This is a genomic window from Methylovorus sp. MP688 (assembly GCF_000183115.1).
GTDB lineage: Bacteria > Pseudomonadota > Gammaproteobacteria > Burkholderiales > Methylophilaceae > Methylovorus > Methylovorus glucosotrophus.
On sequence record NC_014733.1, the window covers coordinates 2543012 to 2559183 of the forward strand.

A 16172-nucleotide genomic window follows, 5' to 3' on the forward strand; every position below is an offset into this window, starting at 1 on the left:
GCCCGATTGAACTACCGCTCCGAGCTCCGCAACTACCAGCTGGAACAGCATAATTTCCGCCTGCGCCTGGCGTTTATGGCTGTGCTGGTGCTGGTCTGCTTTAGCATTCTGGGTAGCCGCTTCTTCTTCCTGCAGATGATGAAGTACGACTACTTCCAGACGCTGGCAGAAAACAACCGCATCTCGCTGGTACCTATCGTGCCTAATCGCGGGCTGATCCTGGATCGCAACGGCGTGATACTGGCGCATAACTTCTTTGCGTACACGCTGGAAATCACGCCATCCAAGGTCAAGAATGTTGAAGACACCATCAATGAAATCAGCGAATTCATTGAAGTCAGCGCAGCGGATCGCAAGCGCTTCAAGAAGCTGCGTACGCAGAGCCACAGTTTTGAAAGCGTGCCGATACGCACGCACCTGAACGAAGTTGAAGCGGCGCGCTTTGCCGTCAACCGTTACCGTTTCCCCGGGGTGGAGATACGCTCGCGCCTGTTCCGCCACTATCCAGAAAACAATCTGGGTGCCCATATGCTGGGCTACATTGGCCGTATTAATGATCGCGACCTCGCCTCCCTGTCTGAATCCAACGAGCTATCCAATTACAAAGGCTCGGATCACATCGGTAAAAGCGGCCTGGAGCAATATTACGAACGCCAGTTGCACGGCACGACGGGCTTCCAGCAAGTGGAAATTGATGCGGATGGCCACGCTGTGCGCGTATTGTCGAGCACCCCACCGGTGCCCGGCGACAACCTGATCCTGAGCATAGACAGCAAGCTGCAACGCATAGGCGAAGAAGCGTTTGGCGATCACCGCGGCGCCCTGGTCGCCATCAATCCCAAGAACGGCGAAGTGCTGGCATATGTCAGCCAACCCACCTTTGACCCCAATCTTTTTGTAGACGGCATCGACAGCGAAAGCTGGAAAGCGCTGAACGAGTCCATCGACAAGCCATTGATCAATCGCCCCATGCGCGGCATTTATCCCCCCGGCTCCACATTCAAGCCCTTTGTTGCACTGGCCGGATTGGAAGCAGGCAAACGCGAGCCCCCTTTCACCATCAGCGATCCCGGCTATTTCATGCTCCCTGGCAGTTCACATCGCTACCGCGACTGGAAACCCGGCGGCCATGGCCTGGTGGATGTGCAACGCGCGATTACCGTCTCCTGCGATACGTTTTTTTATGGCTTGGCGCTGGATATGGGTATAGACCGCCTGACCTCCTTTGTCAGCCACTTCGGCTTTGGCCGCAAGACTGACATTGATATGAAGGGCGAAATGAGCGGTCTCTTGCCTACGCCGGAATGGAAATGGAAGCGCTGGAAGCAACGCTGGTTCCCCGGCGAAACCGTGATCACCGGCATTGGGCAGGGCTACACGCTAGTCACGCCATTGCAGCTGGCCCAAGCCACTGCCATTCTGGCGAATAAAGGCGTCGCCATGCGGCCCCGTCTGGTGAGCAGCATTCAGGAGGCGCGCAACGGCGTCATCACGCCCAACCCGGCGGTGGTGGTGGATCGCGTTGCGCTGGATCCGCACCATGTGGAAATCGTGACTCAGGGCATGGTCAATGTGACCTTGCCTGGTGGTACAGCCGCGAGCGTGGGCGCAGGCAGCCCGTATGCCATTGCAGCCAAAACCGGCACAGCCCAGGTGATCGGCATCAAGCAGAATGAAAAATACAACGAGAGCAAGATCAACGAACGGCATCTGGACCATGCCTTGTTCATAGCCTATGCTCCCGCCGATGACCCGACGATTGCGGTAGCGGTGATCGTGGAAAATGGTCGCCACGGCGGCTCCACGGCCGGCCCGATAGCCCGCAAGATCATGGACTACTACCTGCTGGGCAAAGAACCGCCACCGCCGGTTCCCGCAGTTGATGCCGCGGCGGTCAATGCACCGGAACCCGCACACGAGGAAGAATTGCATGATTAATCGCTTCGGTTCCTACATCGTCAGGCATATCGACTCCTTCCTCATGGGCAGCCTGCTGTTCACCATGCTGGTAGGCCTGTTTGTGCTCTATAGCGCCTCTGGCCAGAATGTGGATCGCGTGCTGTCGCAGGCCGCCAACATGGGCGCCGCGCTGGCCATCATGTGGATCGCAGCCAATATTGCACCCCAGCATCTGGAACGGCTGGCCTTGCCGCTTTACATCCTGGGCATGGTATTGCTGGTCGGGGTGTTCTTCTTCGGCGAGATCAGCCACGGCGCCCGCCGCTGGCTGCATATCGGGGTCGCACGCATTCAGCCATCCGAGCTGATGAAAATCGCGGTGCCCATGCTGCTGGCCTGGTATTTTTCCAGACGCGACAACACCCTGCGTCTCAGCAACCATGCCATTGGTGCCCTGCTGCTGGCAATTCCAGTCGCATTCATCATGAAGCAGCCGGATCTTGGCACCTCACTGCTGATTGCCTCTTCCGGCTTTTATGTCTTGTTTCTGGCGGGTTTGAGCTGGCGCCTGCTGATCGGCCTGGCCGTGTTTGCCGGTGTCATGGCGCCCATCTTCTGGACCATGCTGCATGACTATCAACGCAAGCGTATTGAAATCCTGTTTGACCCGTATCAGGATCCACTGGGCGCGGGCTACCACACCATACAGGCGACCATTGCACTGGGCTCGGGCGGCATGGCGGGCAAGGGCTGGTTGCATGGCACGCAGTCTCAACTGGATTTTCTGCCGGAACGCACCACGGACTTCATCTTTGCCGTGTTCGGTGAAGAGTTTGGCCTGATGGGCAATCTGCTGCTATTGCTGTTGTTCACGCTAATCATTGGCCGTGGCATGGTGATCGCCGCCCAGGCACAAAACATGTTCTGCCGATTGCTGGCAGGCAGTATCACCCTCACCTTTTTTACCTATGTTTTCGTCAATATCGGCATGGTCAGCGGAATTTTACCGGTCGTTGGCGTTCCATTACCTTTGATCAGCTACGGCGGCACCTCGCTGGTGACCCTGTTGCTGGGTTTTGGTATTTTGATGAGCATACACACCCATAAAAAACTGGTGACTTCCTGATGAGACTACCTCGCTATCTGATTGCCCTGGCCATTCCCCTCTGGCTAAGCGCGTGCGGTGGCAGTACCACCGTCAAACCTGACAACACAACTCCGGGAGCCAGCACATCCGGCACCCCCACAACGCCAGCCCCCAAGCGCGGTGGCTACTATCTGGATGATGGCCCGGGGGACAATCCTCCGGCGGATATCGATGCGATTCCCGACGCCGTGCCACGGGCAGAAGCGCTCTTGCCACGCGCCAACCGGCCTTATATTGCGCTCGGTGTATCGTATAAACCCATGACCGAGTATCAGCCATACAAACAGCGCGGCATTGCTTCCTGGTATGGCCGACGCTATCACGGGCAGAAAACCTCCAGCGGGGAAATCTACGATATGTACGGCATGACGGGCGCGCATACCACCTTGCCGCTGCCCAGCTATGTACGGGTAACCAATCCCGAGAATGGCCGTTCCGTCATCGTGCGTATCAATGATCGCGGCCCGTTCCATAGTGACCGCCTGATTGACCTCTCCTATGCGGCGGCCTACAAGCTGCGTCTGAGCCAGAAAGGCAGCGGCCTGGTGGAAGTAGAAGCCATCGACACGCGTCCCGGCGCAAAACCATTACCCTCCGTAGTAACGCCCGCGCCGGCCACCCCCATGCCGCCACCGAGTGCTCCGGTCAGCGATACACCATTGCCACAACCGGCTACGGCCAATGCACTGCCACAAGTGGACAATACCGCCAGCATTGCCAGCGGCGATTACGTGCAGGTTGGCGCATTCAAATTACAATCCAATGCCGATGCATTGAGCAACAGAATCAGGGAGCAAGGCTTGGCCGGCAATGTCGCCACCCAGAGCTGGTATAATAATGGCACCTATCGCGTGCTGCTGGGTCCATATAGCAGCCGGGCAGAAGCTGACCGCGCTGCAGCCAACATCAAGCAGACGCTGGGCACGACCGCCATCGTTATCCGCAAGTAATTTTCAAAGTAGGAAGCCATGTCTTATATTTCACGCATTTTCACCCTGGTTGCCGCTGTTTGCAGTCTCACTGTGCAGGCCGCCGAGATTCCACCACCGCCCTCACTCGCGGTTAAGTCCTATGTTTTGCGCGACTTCAACAGCCAGTCCACCATCGCCCAGCAAGCCGGCGATGAACGCGTGGAGCCAGCGTCGCTGACCAAGCTGATGACGGCTTATCTCTCCTTCAAGGCCGTGAAAAATGGCCATCTGCAATTGACCCAGACACTGCCGATCAGCATCAAGGCCTGGAAGGTGGAAGGCTCCAAAATGTTTGTTGAGCCTAATCGCCCAGTCACCGTGGATGAGTTGCTGCATGGCATGATCATTCAGTCTGGCAATGATGCATCCATTGCGCTGGCAGAAGGTATTGCGATCACCGAAGAAGCCTTTGCTGACCTGATGAACAAGGAAGCAGCACGCCTGGGCATGAAAAATACCCATTTCATGAATGCCACGGGCCTGCCTGATCCGCAGCACTACACCACGGCGTATGACCTGTCGCTGCTGGCATCGGCGCTGATCCGCGACTTCCCGGAAGATTACAAGCGTCTGTATTCGCAAAAGCAGTACAGCTACAACAACATTACCCAGCCTAACCGCAACCGCCTGCTTTGGCTGGACCCATACGTTGACGGCATGAAAACCGGCCATACCAAGACCGCTGGCTACTGTCTGATTTCATCTGCCAAACGCGGCGAGACTCGCCTGATTTCCGTTGTGCTGGGCACGCCTTCTGATAGCGCCCGTGCGACTGAAAGCCAGAAACTGCTGAACTATGGCTTCCAGTTCTATGAATCCCACCTGGTATACAAGCGCGGCCAGCCGATCAATCAGCTCAAGGTCTGGAAAGGCCAGGATAATCTGGTGGCTGCCACGGTACCCACTGACCTGTCGATCACCCTGCCCAAGGGCGAATATGCCCGTGTCAAAGCCAAGGTGACCAGCCGCCAGCCTTTGATCGCGCCGATCAGCGCCGGGCAGGACGTCGGCACCATTGAGTTTTTCCTGGATGACAAGCTGATCGACAAGCGCACGCTGGTCGCTGCCAAGAACGTAGAAGTTGCCGGCCTGTTTGGTCGTCTGTGGGATACCATCAAACTCTGGTTTGCCTGAGTTCATGTCGCAGATCGTGTACCTGAACGGCGCCTTCATGCCGATAGAAGAAGCCCGCATTCCGGTACTCGATCGCGGCTTCATCTTCGGCGATGGCGTGTATGAACTGATCCCGGTTTACTCGCGCCACCCCTTCCGTTTGCAAGAGCACCTGCGCAGGCTGAGTAGCAGCCTCAGCAGTCTGCGCATACCCAATCTGCATGACAGCGCAGCCTGGAGCCGCCATGTGGAAGAGCTGGTCAAGCGCAATGAAGCAGAAGACCAGTCCATTTACATTCAGGTCACGCGCGGGCCTGCACCGCGCGACCATGCATTTCCTGCGCATGTGGAGCCTACCGTTTTCATGATGAGCAATCCGTTGATCACGCCGCCTGCCAGTCTGGTGGAAAGCGGCGCCGTTGCCATCAGCAGCCAGGATATCCGCTGGGATCATTGCGACATCAAAGCCATCTCATTGCTGCCCAATGTGTTGCTGCGCCAGATGGCCGTCGACGAAGGTGCGGTGGAAACCATTCTGTTCCGCGATGGCATGCTGACCGAAGGCGCTGCCAGCAATATTTTTGCCGTGGATAAAGGCGTGATACTGGCGCCGCCCAAAGACCAGCACATGCTGCCTGGCATTACCTACGATGTGATTCTGGAACTGGCCGAGAGCGAAGGTATCCCCGTTGATATTGGCTATTTCACTGAGGCGCGCATCCGTAGCGCCGATGAACTTTGGATGACCTCTTCGACCAAGGAAATCCTGCCGATTGTGCGGCTGGACAACACCCCCATTGCAAACGGCCTGCCCGGCCCCATATTCAAGCGCATGTATAAAGCGTATCAGCTTTATAAAAACCACATTATGCGTAGCGCGGAGACACCCCATGGCTGATCAAGACACTCTGATTGAATTCCCTTGCGACTTCCCCATCAAAGTCATGGGAGAAACGCATGAGACCTTTTCCGACACCGTCGTGGACGTTATCCGGGTGCATGCGCCCGAATTCGACGCTACCCGCGTCGAGATGCGCGCGAGTTCTGGTGGACGCTACATCAGCCTTACCTGCTATGTTTACGTCACCTCCAAACCACAGCTCGACGATATTTATCGCGCATTGACTTCACATCCTAGCGTCAAGGTTGTGCTCTAAGCATGCCCTTGCATATTCGCCGGCTCGGCCTGAGCGGGTATGAAGATACCTGGCATGCGATGCAGGAATTTACCGCTCGCCGCGACGCTGACACGCCCGACGAGTTGTGGCTTACCGAGCATGCACCGATCTACACGCAGGGGCTCAACCGTCGCGATGCAACGCCGCCCCTGCGCAATGACATTCCGCTGCTGCCGGTGGACCGTGGTGGCAAGATCACCTACCACGGCCCGGGACAAGTAGTGGTTTACCTGTTGCTGGACCTTGCGCGGCAAGGCTGGACCATACGCGATGTGGTCAATGCCATGGAACAAAGCATCGTCGACTTGCTGGCACAGCATGGCACCATCGCCTACGCCCGTGCCGATGCCCCCGGCGTTTACGTGGGCGATGCCAAGATCGCCTCACTGGGCCTGCGCCTCAAGCAGCAGCGCTGCTATCACGGCCTGGCATTGAATGTGGACATGGACCTGGCCCCCTTCAGCGCGATAGACCCTTGCGGCTATAAAGGCATGCCCGTTACGCAAACACGTGACCTGGGCCTGCCCCTCACCCCCGCGCAGGCAGGCGAGCGCCTACTGGAATTGCTGGCGGGCAAGCTGGGGTATACTGAAAACGAATTCTTGAGAACCGAAGCCCTATGAGCGATACCCTGGAAATCACCCCGCCCCCCGCCACGCCGCCGCGCAAGGTAGCGGGCGTCAAGGAAACCGGCGCAGCCAAAACAGCGCGTATTCCCATCAAGATTGTGCCGCAACCCGCCATGCGCAAGCCGGAATGGATACGCATGAAAGTGCCTGACAGTGCGCGCTTTCAGGAGATCAAGCAGATATTGCGCGAGAATAATCTGCACACGGTGTGCGAAGAGGCATCCTGCCCCAATATCGGCGAATGCTTCAGCGGCGGCACTGCCACCTTCATGATTCTGGGCGACATCTGCACGCGCCGCTGCCCGTTCTGCGATGTAGCACACGGCAAGCCACTTGCGCCAGATGTTAACGAGCCAGAAAACCTGGGGCGTACTATCGCGCAAATGCGTTTGCGCTATGTCGTCATCACCAGTGTAGACCGCGACGACCTTAAGGATGGCGGCGCGCAGCATTTTGTCGATTGCATAGAAGCGGTACGTCGCTACTCCCCTGCAATCCAGATCGAAATTCTGGTGCCGGATTTTCGCGGGCGCCTTGACCGTGCCATGGAGATTCTCACCCAGGCACCACCGGATGTGATGAATCACAACCTTGAAACCGTGCCACGGCTTTACAAACAGGCACGCCCAGGCTCGGACTATCAGAACTCACTCGACCTGCTCAAAGCCTTCGGCGAACAACATCCCAATGTCCCAACCAAGTCTGGCCTTATGCTGGGCCTGGGGGAAACCGACGAGGAAATCCTCGAGGTCATGCGCGACTTAAGAAAGCATGGCGTGACCATGCTGACACTAGGGCAATACCTGCAACCCAGCCCACACCACCTTCCCGTATTGCGCTTCGTCACCCCTCAACGCTTTGCGCAATTTGAGCAAGAAGCGCTGGCCATGGGCTTTACCCATGCGGCATGCGGCCCCATGGTGCGCTCCTCTTACCACGCAGACCAGCAGGCTCACGCAGCCGGCGTATAAGCATCGCTACGCCCTGCAAGTGCGGATGCTGCTGGGTTCCGCGTTAGCGCAGGCAGGTTGGCACCTGCCCAATGATTGAGAATGCGTAATGCATCGCCCATCAACGCCCCCCCCCTCTACATCCCCTGACCTATCCTCCCACAGCTCATCATTCAGGATCCTCCTGGTGAGCAGGGCAGTGAATCACTGCCTTCTCCTGTTGACTTTCCCCACCTGCTTATAAACCTGAATTTGCTGTTTACTTGCTTTTAAAAGTCGCATTCCGGCACGCTGAATTTTATTATTTGGCCCGTTATTAGACATAAGTTGCATAAATCATCGCCGCATAACATCAATATACTATTTTTAAATATCGTCATGAATTGGGTTATTTAACAAGTCACAGTACGCCCATATAATCGCATCCGAAAACACGGCTGAGTGCTCACTGTTCGAGGGTTTTTAGACTGTCACAATTCTGAAACCCAACTTTACTCATCGGGTTAATCAGTTAGTTAAAATCTCTCAAAAATGAAATGAGAATAAACTTACAACATGATGATTTTAATTAATTTAATTAGATTCAATGCACAAATGGCATTAATCAGAAAACGCAGGAAGAAGAAAAGCTGAAAATGAGGCGAAGGAATAAAAAATGGCTTTTTTTGCCAGTGAAAAAATTGACGGCGACTGTATGTATATTTTTTTGCTGAGGAGCGTTTTTTCAGCTGATGGGGAGTGGCTGTTTTCAGCCATCTTTCAGGAGGGGTAGTTTCTTGTTTTTTAGTGACCTACATCACTCACCAAAGGGAACCAGAATTTGTTTGATTTTCTGGATAAGTTCTTTCATTTGAAAATCATCCAGATGTGAATATCCAAGCAGCAAACCTGGCACTCTGCCGCTATCGCCGGCGTAGTGGATATGCTGGATCAGATGAATGCCCGCTTGCTCAGCTTTATCAATCAACTCCTGAACCGGGACAGGTGTTTTCAGGGTCAGCCAGAAAAACAGGCCAGCCTCTGGCATATGAAACGACACCAGATCATCCAGCTGCTCTGCCAGCAAATTTGCCGTATTGAGTCGGCGAAGATTGTAGATGCGCGAGGCACGACGCGCTGTACGATGAAACTCCCCGGTTTGGATAAGCTCGGTGATCGCGGATTGACTGACGGGATCATCCACTTGGCCCATCAACTGACGTTGGCGCGCACATTTATCAATAAACTGGGGAGTATTGGCAATATAGCCGACTTGCCTGTCAGCAGGCAGGATGCTGGGCAATGCGCCTATATAGATGATGCGCTTGCGCATATTGCCCGTCGCCACTGGCGCCATGGCGGGTCGATTGAAATAGAGTTGCTGGGAGTAATCCGCCGCGAGGATGTGAAAATTGAGTTCCTCAGCCAATCTGAGTAGGCGCTTGCGTCGCGAAACCGGCAGAGAGACTGTGGTGGGGTACTGCACCTGATGCGTCACGAAAATGGCCTTGACCGGATGGTGTCGGCACAGCATTTCGACATCGTCATCCCTTACACCGGCGCCATCCATATCGGCGAACAGAATACGCGCACCCAATGACTCGAAGACACTGAGTGCCTCGGATGGGCACCATCGCTCAAAAATGACGTAATCACCTGGCGAGATAAGTGCGCGCGCACTGATATAGATGCTCTGCTGCAAACCGCGTGTCAGGCAGAGATGCTCAATGCCAACATTGAATCCACACTCCTCATGCAACAGGGAGGCGACAGCCTCCCGGAAGATGGGCTGCCCTTTGTAATCGGGTGTATCCATCGTGGCAGTGCGCGCGACTTTTGCCATGGCCCGCTTGGAGGCCCGGATATATTTGTCATAGGGAATCACGCGTTTGTCTGGCAAGCCCTCACTCAACAGCAGCATGTACTTTTGCGTTGGTAAGGCGGTCATGGCCTGGCCATGGGATGAAAACGCCAGATCTTGCTCAGGCACTTCCAGCAGCTGGGTTTTGGCAGGGTATGGAAGCGCCTCGGAAACAAAGGTGCCGCGGCGATGCTGGGTGGTGAGCCAGCCTTGTGCAATCAGTTCATCGTAAGAAAGCACAATGGTTTTGCGATTGACGTTCAGCATGGCAGCCAGCTCGCGACTACCGGGCATGACCGTTCGGGGCGGCAGGCGGCCCTGGCGGATTTTTTCGATGATCTGCTCAGCAATCTGCAGATAAAGCGCGGTACCTGGCTCAAAGGGCCTGAAGTCTATATTCAGGTTCCAGGTGCGCCGCATTTCCGGGGCAACGAATGGCATCATGCGGGGCATGCCTTTTGCACCTTGAGATGATCAGGAATGATCAGATTTACAACATCCAGCATGGAACATTTCATTGTGAAGTCAGCTTCTGAATTGTCGCTCATTCGCCACGGTTATAAATGTAGCAATTTGTATATTAAATGTTACAATTTGTACTTGTCGTGACTGCTGCTTTTGCATGTAGTTCGGCATGTCAACCGCGCTCAGGCCCGCCTGACCGCCCTGCCAAGGCCGTCACTCTTCGTGGGATGCAGCATCCTGCCACCTATTCACCGCATCTGGCCCATGTGATTAATATCACACTGGACCATGTGGACCCCAAAAGTTATTTCATCTGGCTCACGCCATCCAATTTACGTTTCGTTACAGTCGTTCGCTTCAAACCTTAATTCTCGTTACATATTAAGGTTTGGTCAGAAAAAGGGGCTCAAGCCCATTTCCCCCAGCTATGGTGGCGCAAGACTTAAACAATGGAGATTTTAAAGATGAGCAAGATGAAATTGGCACTGGGCGCCGTGGTCGGTATGACCGTTGCCCTGCCCATGATGGCATTTGCTGCAGCCGATCAGGAAGCCGCAATGGCTAACCCTGCCAACTGGGCTGGCCCACGTGGTCAGTACAATGGCCAAGGCTACAGCACGCTGAACCAGATCAACAAATCCAACATCAAGAGCCTGAAATCCGCATGGACTTTCTCCACCGGTGTTAACCGTGGTCACGAAGGCTCCCCGCTGGTGATCAATGGTGTGATGTATGTGCACACTGCGTTCCCGAACAACGTTTACGCGCTGGACCTGAACGACAACCAGAAGATTCTCTGGGCTTACTTCCCCAAGCAAGACCCATCCGTACAAGCAGTGCTGTGCTGCGATAACGTCAGCCGCGGCCTGGGCTTTGGCGATGGCAAGATTTTCCTGCAACAGAATGACGGCATGCTGGTTGCCCTGGATGCCAAGACCGGCGCCAAGATCTGGGACGTAAAGAACACAGACCCCAAGCTGGGCGCCAGCAACACCAACGCACCTCACGTCTTCAAGGATAAAGTGCTGACCGGTTGCTCTGGTGGCGAATTCGGTGTGCGCTGCTTTCTGGCTGCTTACAACCTGAAAGATGGTTCGCTGGCCTGGAAAGCTTACTCCACAGGTCCTGACAGCGAAGTGCTGATCGGCGAAGACTTCAACAAGGCCAACCCGCACTACAACGCGCTGTCTGTTTACCAGGACGTGAATGGTGGTAACAAGGAAGGTGGCTCGTTCAAGGCACTGACCAAGGACCAGCTGAAGTACCCTGAAAAAGAACTGGGCACGCGCACCTGGCTGAAGCCACAAGCTACCAAGAATGGCTGGGAACACGGCGGCGGTTCCGTATGGGGCTGGTTCTCCTATGATCCAAAACTGAATTACGTGTACTACGGCACAGGCAACCCTTCCGTGTGGAACCCTGACGTACGTCCTGGTGACAACAAATGGTCCATGACGCTGTTCGCACGTGACTTGAATACCGGTATCGCCAAGTGGGGCTATCAAATGACCCCTCATGACGAGTGGGACTATGACGGCATCAACGAAATCGTGCTGTTCGACAAGGGCGACAAGAAGTACGCTTTCCACACTGACCGTAACGGCTTCAACTACACCCTGGACCGCACCAACGGCACCCTGCTGGTGGCTGAGAAGGCTCACCCCTTCATCAACTGGGCAACCAAGGTTGACCTGAAGTCTGGCGTGCCACAAAAAGATGCGCGCTACTCCACACACGAAGACTACAACGCCAAAGGCATCTGCCCAGCCGCGCTGGGTGTCAAGGACCAACAGCCTATGGCTTACTCGCCACGCACTGGTCTGATGTACATCCCACTGAACCACGTTTGCATGACTTACGAGCCAGTGGAATCCAAGTATGTGGCTGGTCAGCCATGGGTGGGTGCAAGCCTGACCATGTTTGCTGGTCCTGATGGCGTAATGGGCGGTTTCGAAGCCTGGGATCCATTGAAGGGCAAGGCCGTCTGGTACAACAAGGAGAAGTTCTCCTCATGGGGCGGCGTACTGGCAACAGCTTCTGACCTCGTGTTCTACGGCACTCTGGAGCGTGACTTCAAGGCAGTGGATGCACAAACCGGCAAGCTGCTGTGGAAGTTCCAAGTGGGCTCTGGCGTGATCGGCAATGCCTTCACCTACAGCAACAAGGGCAAGCAATACGTTGGCGTACTATCCGGTATCGGCGGTTGGGCTGGTGTTGCGATGAACCTGGGCCTGGATAACGACTCCGACGCACTGGGTGCAGCGGGTGGTTACAAGGAACTGACCAAGTACAACGCTGCTCCTGGCGGCGGTGCACTGAACGTGTTCAGCCTGTAATCCAGCGGCTGTTTCAATCGCCTGTTCACAGGCATTGATAAATAAAAACCCGCCTCACATTGAGGCGGGTTTTTTTATGCTTCGACCTGCAAAGCACGACTGCTTCAGTTGGGCTGTGTCAGCCATTCCGACACTGCGCGCTTTTCGTCGCACGAAAGTTTCACTTCAGCATTATCGGTAGAAGCCACCCAGTCCTTGGGGATGTAATGATGCTGGCCCTGTTCATCCTTGGTGAGTTTGATGAGATTGGTACCCTCAAGACCATCGACGGTACCCACTTTGGTGTTCTGGGCGGAAAGCACCGGCATGCCGGGCAAAATAGCGTGAGAAACTGACATATCAAAACCTCCATATCGTCTAAAAATCATCTGGTAAACAGTGCTGTTGCATGCGGACATGCAAACCATGCATTCACAATGACAGATCAGACGCATGCTCAGCAAGAGAGTGAGCTCCTATACTGCTGTAGGACTTTGTTAGCCCGTTTCGCCCGATTTAGATTTTCCTACAGCACAATAAGAAATACCTTGATGTTGCCGGTGGCGCTTAGCTTTCACGATACATCCTTGAACAGTCAATACATTCCATAACTCAAGACTTCAAGGAGAGCATCATGAAAACCAATATCCATGGAAAATACCTAGTCCTTGGCATCCTGCTCGCATGCCTGCAAACGCCATTGGCCTTTGCCGGAGGCACCAACAGTGGCTCGAATACCAACGCCACCCCGGGCGATAACAGCACTTCCACATCGACCCCGGCTGACGGCAGTGGCAGCCAGCGCAAGGGCACCCACCAGCCAGAAAAAACACAAACTCCCAAGCGTTCGGATGAGTTGAATTCAAACCGCGCCGGCACAGGAACAGGCAGCAGCTCGGGCTCGCATTAAGCAAGCACTTGCCGCCTGCGGGGTTTCTGGCAGGCGGCAGTCAACTATTCAGCCAATCTCATTTCAGGAGAATACGTATGGGTTTGTTCTACATAAGCGCGTGGGATAAATCCGCCCATCGTGACACCCCCATCTGGGAGCATTCGCTGTCTGCCAAGGATATTGATGAGGCATATCGCGTAGGCAAAGCGCAATTTCAAACCGAACGGCCGGAGCTGGACCTGCGTCAGTTCCGATTTGAGGCTACCTGGGGTTCTGTCGAAAAGTAACAGCGCAAAGGGGGTATATAGAACGCCTGATCAGGCGTCGATATATCCCCACTTTTGCAACAGCTCCAGCTCGCAATTCGCCAGGCGCAGACCTATATCGTTGCGGTAACGCACATTCGGCACAATCACCTTGCCCGCCAGCGCATAAGCACTGGCGTTGGCTTGTTGCACCGTCAAACCGGTGCCGGTCGCCACGCAGATGTAGCCGCTCACGCCACTGGTCACCAGATAGTCCCCTACCTTCTCCACTTCCGCCAGAAACACGCGCTGGCGCTCTGCATCGCTGATGTCTGGATGAAAAAGCACAGGCATGCCTTTGGCCAGCTGCTCGTAACCATAGGCATAGGGGAAAGGCGGCACGGTCAGCACCACGCCAGTCGCAAAGCCCGGTGCAGTCTCCAGGGTAGTGGAATCAATATCCAGCATGGTTTTGAATATGGTTGCCCAGGACTGGCGATGCAAAGCACTGCAGATAGCAAATCCGGGGTAACCAAAGCGGCTGGTGAATTCCAGCGGCCAGATATGCGCTTCATTCACGATCATGTTCAGATTGATATAGCCACAATAGCCGCTCTCGGCGAGTGCCTCTTCCAGATGCGCCAGGGTGCGCTTAAACAGCGACTGTCCACCCGTGTAAGTCACCACTGTGCCCATCTCGCCGGTCAATTCGCCGAGATCGCCGGGGAAGAAATGCTTGTGCTCCCAATCAAGACAGACCGGTGACAAAAAGCGGGCACCATTGAAATACGCGCCTATGCCCATTTCTATGCCCTGCACATGCTCCATCAGCATGAAGTCCACCGGCGAAGTCTCAGTAGCAGGTGAGTGCTGACGATAAAACTCCAGCAGGGCGATGACATCACTGCCATCATCCAGCGTTCCGACAAAATTGCGTGTGCGCTCGCTATCCGCGCCATTGCTTTTGTACACATAACGCGCAGGGTGGGTTTCGATAAACCGTATCGCCGCCTCCATATCGTAAAAGCGCTCGCAACGTGCTATCTCCAGCCCCATATCCTGCATGACCTGCTGCCCAAACAGCCTATCCCCTTCCAGGCGATCGCCGTAGGCGCTGCCGCCAATCACATTAAATCCATCGCGCCGCAATGCATCCTGCCACTCGCCTTTGGTCGCAGACTCAAACACGATGCAACCCTCCTGGCCTGCTTCGCGCACCCAGTCCAACTCATCGTGCCAGTCATCGGTAAACGACAAGAGGCCGCGATGTATGCCGCGATACGCTTCATCTTCCACCCATACCCGTACCTCGTGCCCTTCCTGCGCCAGACGGCTGTACATGGCAGCAAGGTCACAATATTCGCCTATCCCCAATATGTGCATGGCGGCTATGCCTCGCGCTTGAGATTAAGCACCACGGCCGCGATACGATCCGCGATGTCATAGGGTGGCAGGTCCAGCTCCTCGCCAAAAATATCGGGGTCAATTTCCTCGTAATGCCAGGAAAATCCAGACCGGTTTTGCAGACGCGCCTGCACGTCAGCAAGGAAAGGATCAGCCCCATCCACCATGGCTACTCCGGTATACAGCACCAGGGCACCACCCGGCGCCAGGCGCGCCATGGCGGCATCGACCATGCTTAGCGAAAGCTCGGCACCCAGCGCCCCTCCGCCATGGCGGTAACTGCGCTGAGCGGCATCGACCAGATATGGCGGATTGGCAATAATGAGATCAAACTCGCCCGCCACATCCTGCAATAAATCACTGTGCACCATCTGCACCCGCTCGCAGCCATTGGCTGCGGCATTCACCCGTGCCAGCGCCAGCGCATGCGGGTTGATATCCACACCGAACACCTCGGCATCCGGGAACAAACCGGCCAGCGCAATCGCGCCGACGCCGCTCCCTGTCCCGATGTCCACTGCTCGCCTGACCGTCGGCTGCCGGGTCTGCGCATACTGCTGCACAGCCCGGATAAAGCGGTAAGTGTCCGGACCAAAAAATACCGACGACGCCTCCAGCGTAGGATAGGCCGAATGCAGGAAGAGCTGGCCGTTCAGGGAAGCCACCCGCACCTTGCTACGCCAGCCCATTTCCACGGGCTGCAACACATCACCGGCTTCCATCAGGCCAAACAACGGCTCACCAGCAACGTCCGCATGAAAGGGCCGCCCCCAGCCCACGATGTCGCGTACCGTTTTAGCCCATGCCTGGGCATCTCGCTTGTAAATGCGCGAATGGCTCAAGGGAGTAATCGCCACATGCTGGTAATTCACGCCTCGTAGATAAACAAGCAAATCCCGCAACGCGGTGGCTTGGTCGGAAGACATGATCTGTTCGGGATTGACGGGCTCTGGCTGGTTCGCGGGTTCATCGGGGTTCAAAGCTGGCCTCTGGTTTCAATGGGGTGATCAAACAGCGTCCTGGCACCCTTCTGGAGCTTGAGGCGCCGACCTATTCATGACTCAGCTTAACAAAAGCCACTGGCACCGTCTGTAAGCCCCGTCTTACAGCAATCTCGGAGCCGG

15 protein-coding genes are annotated in these 16172 nt (G+C 55.4%); 11 read left to right on the plus strand and 4 right to left on the minus strand.

The features are described 5' to 3' along the window. Positions 1 to 6 precede the first annotated feature (6 nt). From mrdA to lipA, 8 genes are read left to right on the plus strand one after another with little or no spacing between them, the layout of a single operon-like run. Positions 7 to 1938 carry a penicillin-binding protein 2 gene (gene mrdA, locus MPQ_RS12140; protein ID WP_013443248.1) on the plus strand — a complete coding sequence of 644 codons (1932 nt, stop codon included), beginning with the start codon at positions 7 to 9 and terminating at the stop codon, positions 1936 to 1938. After that, the gene (rodA, locus tag MPQ_RS12145) at positions 1931 to 3025 is read left to right on the plus strand and encodes a rod shape-determining protein RodA (RefSeq protein ID WP_013443249.1); all 1095 of its coding nucleotides are present in this window, start codon (positions 1931 to 1933) and stop codon (positions 3023 to 3025) included. The genes mrdA and rodA overlap by 8 nt, the downstream gene beginning before the upstream one ends. After that, positions 3025 to 3996, plus strand: coding sequence for a septal ring lytic transglycosylase RlpA family protein (locus tag MPQ_RS12150; RefSeq protein WP_013443250.1), 972 nt, complete (start codon positions 3025 to 3027; stop codon positions 3994 to 3996). The genes rodA and MPQ_RS12150 overlap by 1 nt, the downstream gene beginning before the upstream one ends. 18 nt (positions 3997 to 4014) lie before the next feature. Then, a complete protein-coding gene (locus tag MPQ_RS12155; RefSeq protein WP_013443251.1) occupies positions 4015 to 5151 on the plus strand; it encodes a D-alanyl-D-alanine carboxypeptidase family protein in 1137 nt (378 codons plus the stop codon). 4 nt (positions 5152 to 5155) lie between these two features. Then, positions 5156 to 6028 carry a D-amino acid aminotransferase gene (locus MPQ_RS12160; protein WP_013443252.1) on the plus strand — a complete coding sequence of 291 codons (873 nt, stop codon included), beginning with the start codon at positions 5156 to 5158 and terminating at the stop codon, positions 6026 to 6028. Next, on the plus strand, positions 6021 to 6287 hold the full coding sequence (locus MPQ_RS12165) for a YbeD family protein (RefSeq protein ID WP_013443253.1): 267 nt from the start codon (positions 6021 to 6023) through the stop codon (positions 6285 to 6287). The genes MPQ_RS12160 and MPQ_RS12165 overlap by 8 nt, the downstream gene beginning before the upstream one ends. Positions 6288 to 6289: 2 nt before the next feature. Continuing rightward, positions 6290 to 6931: a lipoyl(octanoyl) transferase LipB gene (gene lipB / locus MPQ_RS12170; RefSeq protein ID WP_013443254.1), complete on the plus strand. Its 642-nt coding sequence runs from the start codon at positions 6290 to 6292 to the stop codon at positions 6929 to 6931. Next, positions 6928 to 7908, plus strand: a complete 981-nt coding sequence (lipA, locus tag MPQ_RS12175; protein ID WP_013443255.1) for a lipoyl synthase — start codon at positions 6928 to 6930, stop codon at positions 7906 to 7908. Before lipB ends, lipA begins: the two co-directional genes overlap by 4 nt. A gap of 775 nt (positions 7909 to 8683) precedes the next feature. On the opposite strand, the gene MPQ_RS12180 is transcribed toward lipA, so the two are convergent. Next, a complete protein-coding gene (locus MPQ_RS12180; protein ID WP_013443258.1) occupies positions 8684 to 10171 on the minus strand; it encodes a PLP-dependent aminotransferase family protein in 1488 nt (495 codons plus the stop codon). 485 nt (positions 10172 to 10656) lie between these two features. On the opposite strand from MPQ_RS12180, the gene MPQ_RS12185 reads away from it, so the two are divergent. Further along, the gene (locus MPQ_RS12185) at positions 10657 to 12528 is read left to right on the plus strand and encodes a methanol/ethanol family PQQ-dependent dehydrogenase (protein ID WP_013443260.1); all 1872 of its coding nucleotides are present in this window, start codon (positions 10657 to 10659) and stop codon (positions 12526 to 12528) included. A 104-nt stretch (positions 12529 to 12632) separates the two neighbouring features. Here the strand turns inward: MPQ_RS12185 and MPQ_RS12190 are convergent, their stop codons facing one another. Then, a complete protein-coding gene (locus tag MPQ_RS12190) occupies positions 12633 to 12866 on the minus strand; it encodes a DUF2171 domain-containing protein (RefSeq protein ID WP_013443261.1) in 234 nt (77 codons plus the stop codon). A 275-nt stretch (positions 12867 to 13141) separates the two neighbouring features. Between MPQ_RS12190 and MPQ_RS12195 the strand changes: the two genes are divergently transcribed. After that, on the plus strand, positions 13142 to 13417 hold the full coding sequence (locus tag MPQ_RS12195) for a hypothetical protein (RefSeq protein WP_013443262.1): 276 nt from the start codon (positions 13142 to 13144) through the stop codon (positions 13415 to 13417). A gap of 77 nt (positions 13418 to 13494) precedes the next feature. Continuing rightward, positions 13495 to 13686, plus strand: coding sequence for a hypothetical protein (locus MPQ_RS12200; RefSeq protein ID WP_013443263.1), 192 nt, complete (start codon positions 13495 to 13497; stop codon positions 13684 to 13686). A 30-nt stretch (positions 13687 to 13716) separates the two neighbouring features. Here the strand turns inward: MPQ_RS12200 and MPQ_RS12205 are convergent, their stop codons facing one another. Next, positions 13717 to 15027 carry a phosphoribosylamine--glycine ligase gene (locus MPQ_RS12205; RefSeq protein WP_013443264.1) on the minus strand — a complete coding sequence of 437 codons (1311 nt, stop codon included), beginning with the start codon at positions 15025 to 15027 and terminating at the stop codon, positions 13717 to 13719. Between the two features lie 5 nt (positions 15028 to 15032). Continuing rightward, positions 15033 to 16028 carry a class I SAM-dependent methyltransferase gene (locus MPQ_RS12210; RefSeq protein ID WP_013443265.1) on the minus strand — a complete coding sequence of 332 codons (996 nt, stop codon included), beginning with the start codon at positions 16026 to 16028 and terminating at the stop codon, positions 15033 to 15035. Positions 16029 to 16172: the final 144 nt, after the last annotated feature.

Bases quoted from the DNA above. Each gene is read 5' to 3' on its own strand.
- MPQ_RS12185 (WP_013443260.1), top strand. From the start codon at position 10,657: ATGAGCAAGATGAAATTGGCACTGGGCGCCGTGGTCGGTATGACCGTT.
- MPQ_RS12195 (WP_013443262.1), top strand. From the start codon at position 13,142: ATGAAAACCAATATCCATGGAAAATACCTAGTCCTTGGCATCCTGCTC.
- MPQ_RS12150 (WP_013443250.1), top strand. From the start codon at position 3,025: ATGAGACTACCTCGCTATCTGATTGCCCTGGCCATTCCCCTCTGGCTA.
- MPQ_RS12160 (WP_013443252.1), top strand. From the start codon at position 5,156: ATGTCGCAGATCGTGTACCTGAACGGCGCCTTCATGCCGATAGAAGAA.
- MPQ_RS12205 (WP_013443264.1), bottom strand. From the start codon at position 15,027: ATGCACATATTGGGGATAGGCGAATATTGTGACCTTGCTGCCATGTAC.
- MPQ_RS12180 (WP_013443258.1), bottom strand. From the start codon at position 10,171: ATGATGCCATTCGTTGCCCCGGAAATGCGGCGCACCTGGAACCTGAAT.
- rodA (WP_013443249.1), top strand. From the start codon at position 1,931: ATGATTAATCGCTTCGGTTCCTACATCGTCAGGCATATCGACTCCTTC.
- MPQ_RS12165 (WP_013443253.1), top strand. From the start codon at position 6,021: ATGGCTGATCAAGACACTCTGATTGAATTCCCTTGCGACTTCCCCATC.
- MPQ_RS12200 (WP_013443263.1), top strand. From the start codon at position 13,495: ATGGGTTTGTTCTACATAAGCGCGTGGGATAAATCCGCCCATCGTGAC.
- MPQ_RS12155 (WP_013443251.1), top strand. From the start codon at position 4,015: ATGTCTTATATTTCACGCATTTTCACCCTGGTTGCCGCTGTTTGCAGT.
- lipB (WP_013443254.1), top strand. From the start codon at position 6,290: ATGCCCTTGCATATTCGCCGGCTCGGCCTGAGCGGGTATGAAGATACC.
- MPQ_RS12190 (WP_013443261.1), bottom strand. From the start codon at position 12,866: ATGTCAGTTTCTCACGCTATTTTGCCCGGCATGCCGGTGCTTTCCGCC.
- lipA (WP_013443255.1), top strand. From the start codon at position 6,928: ATGAGCGATACCCTGGAAATCACCCCGCCCCCCGCCACGCCGCCGCGC.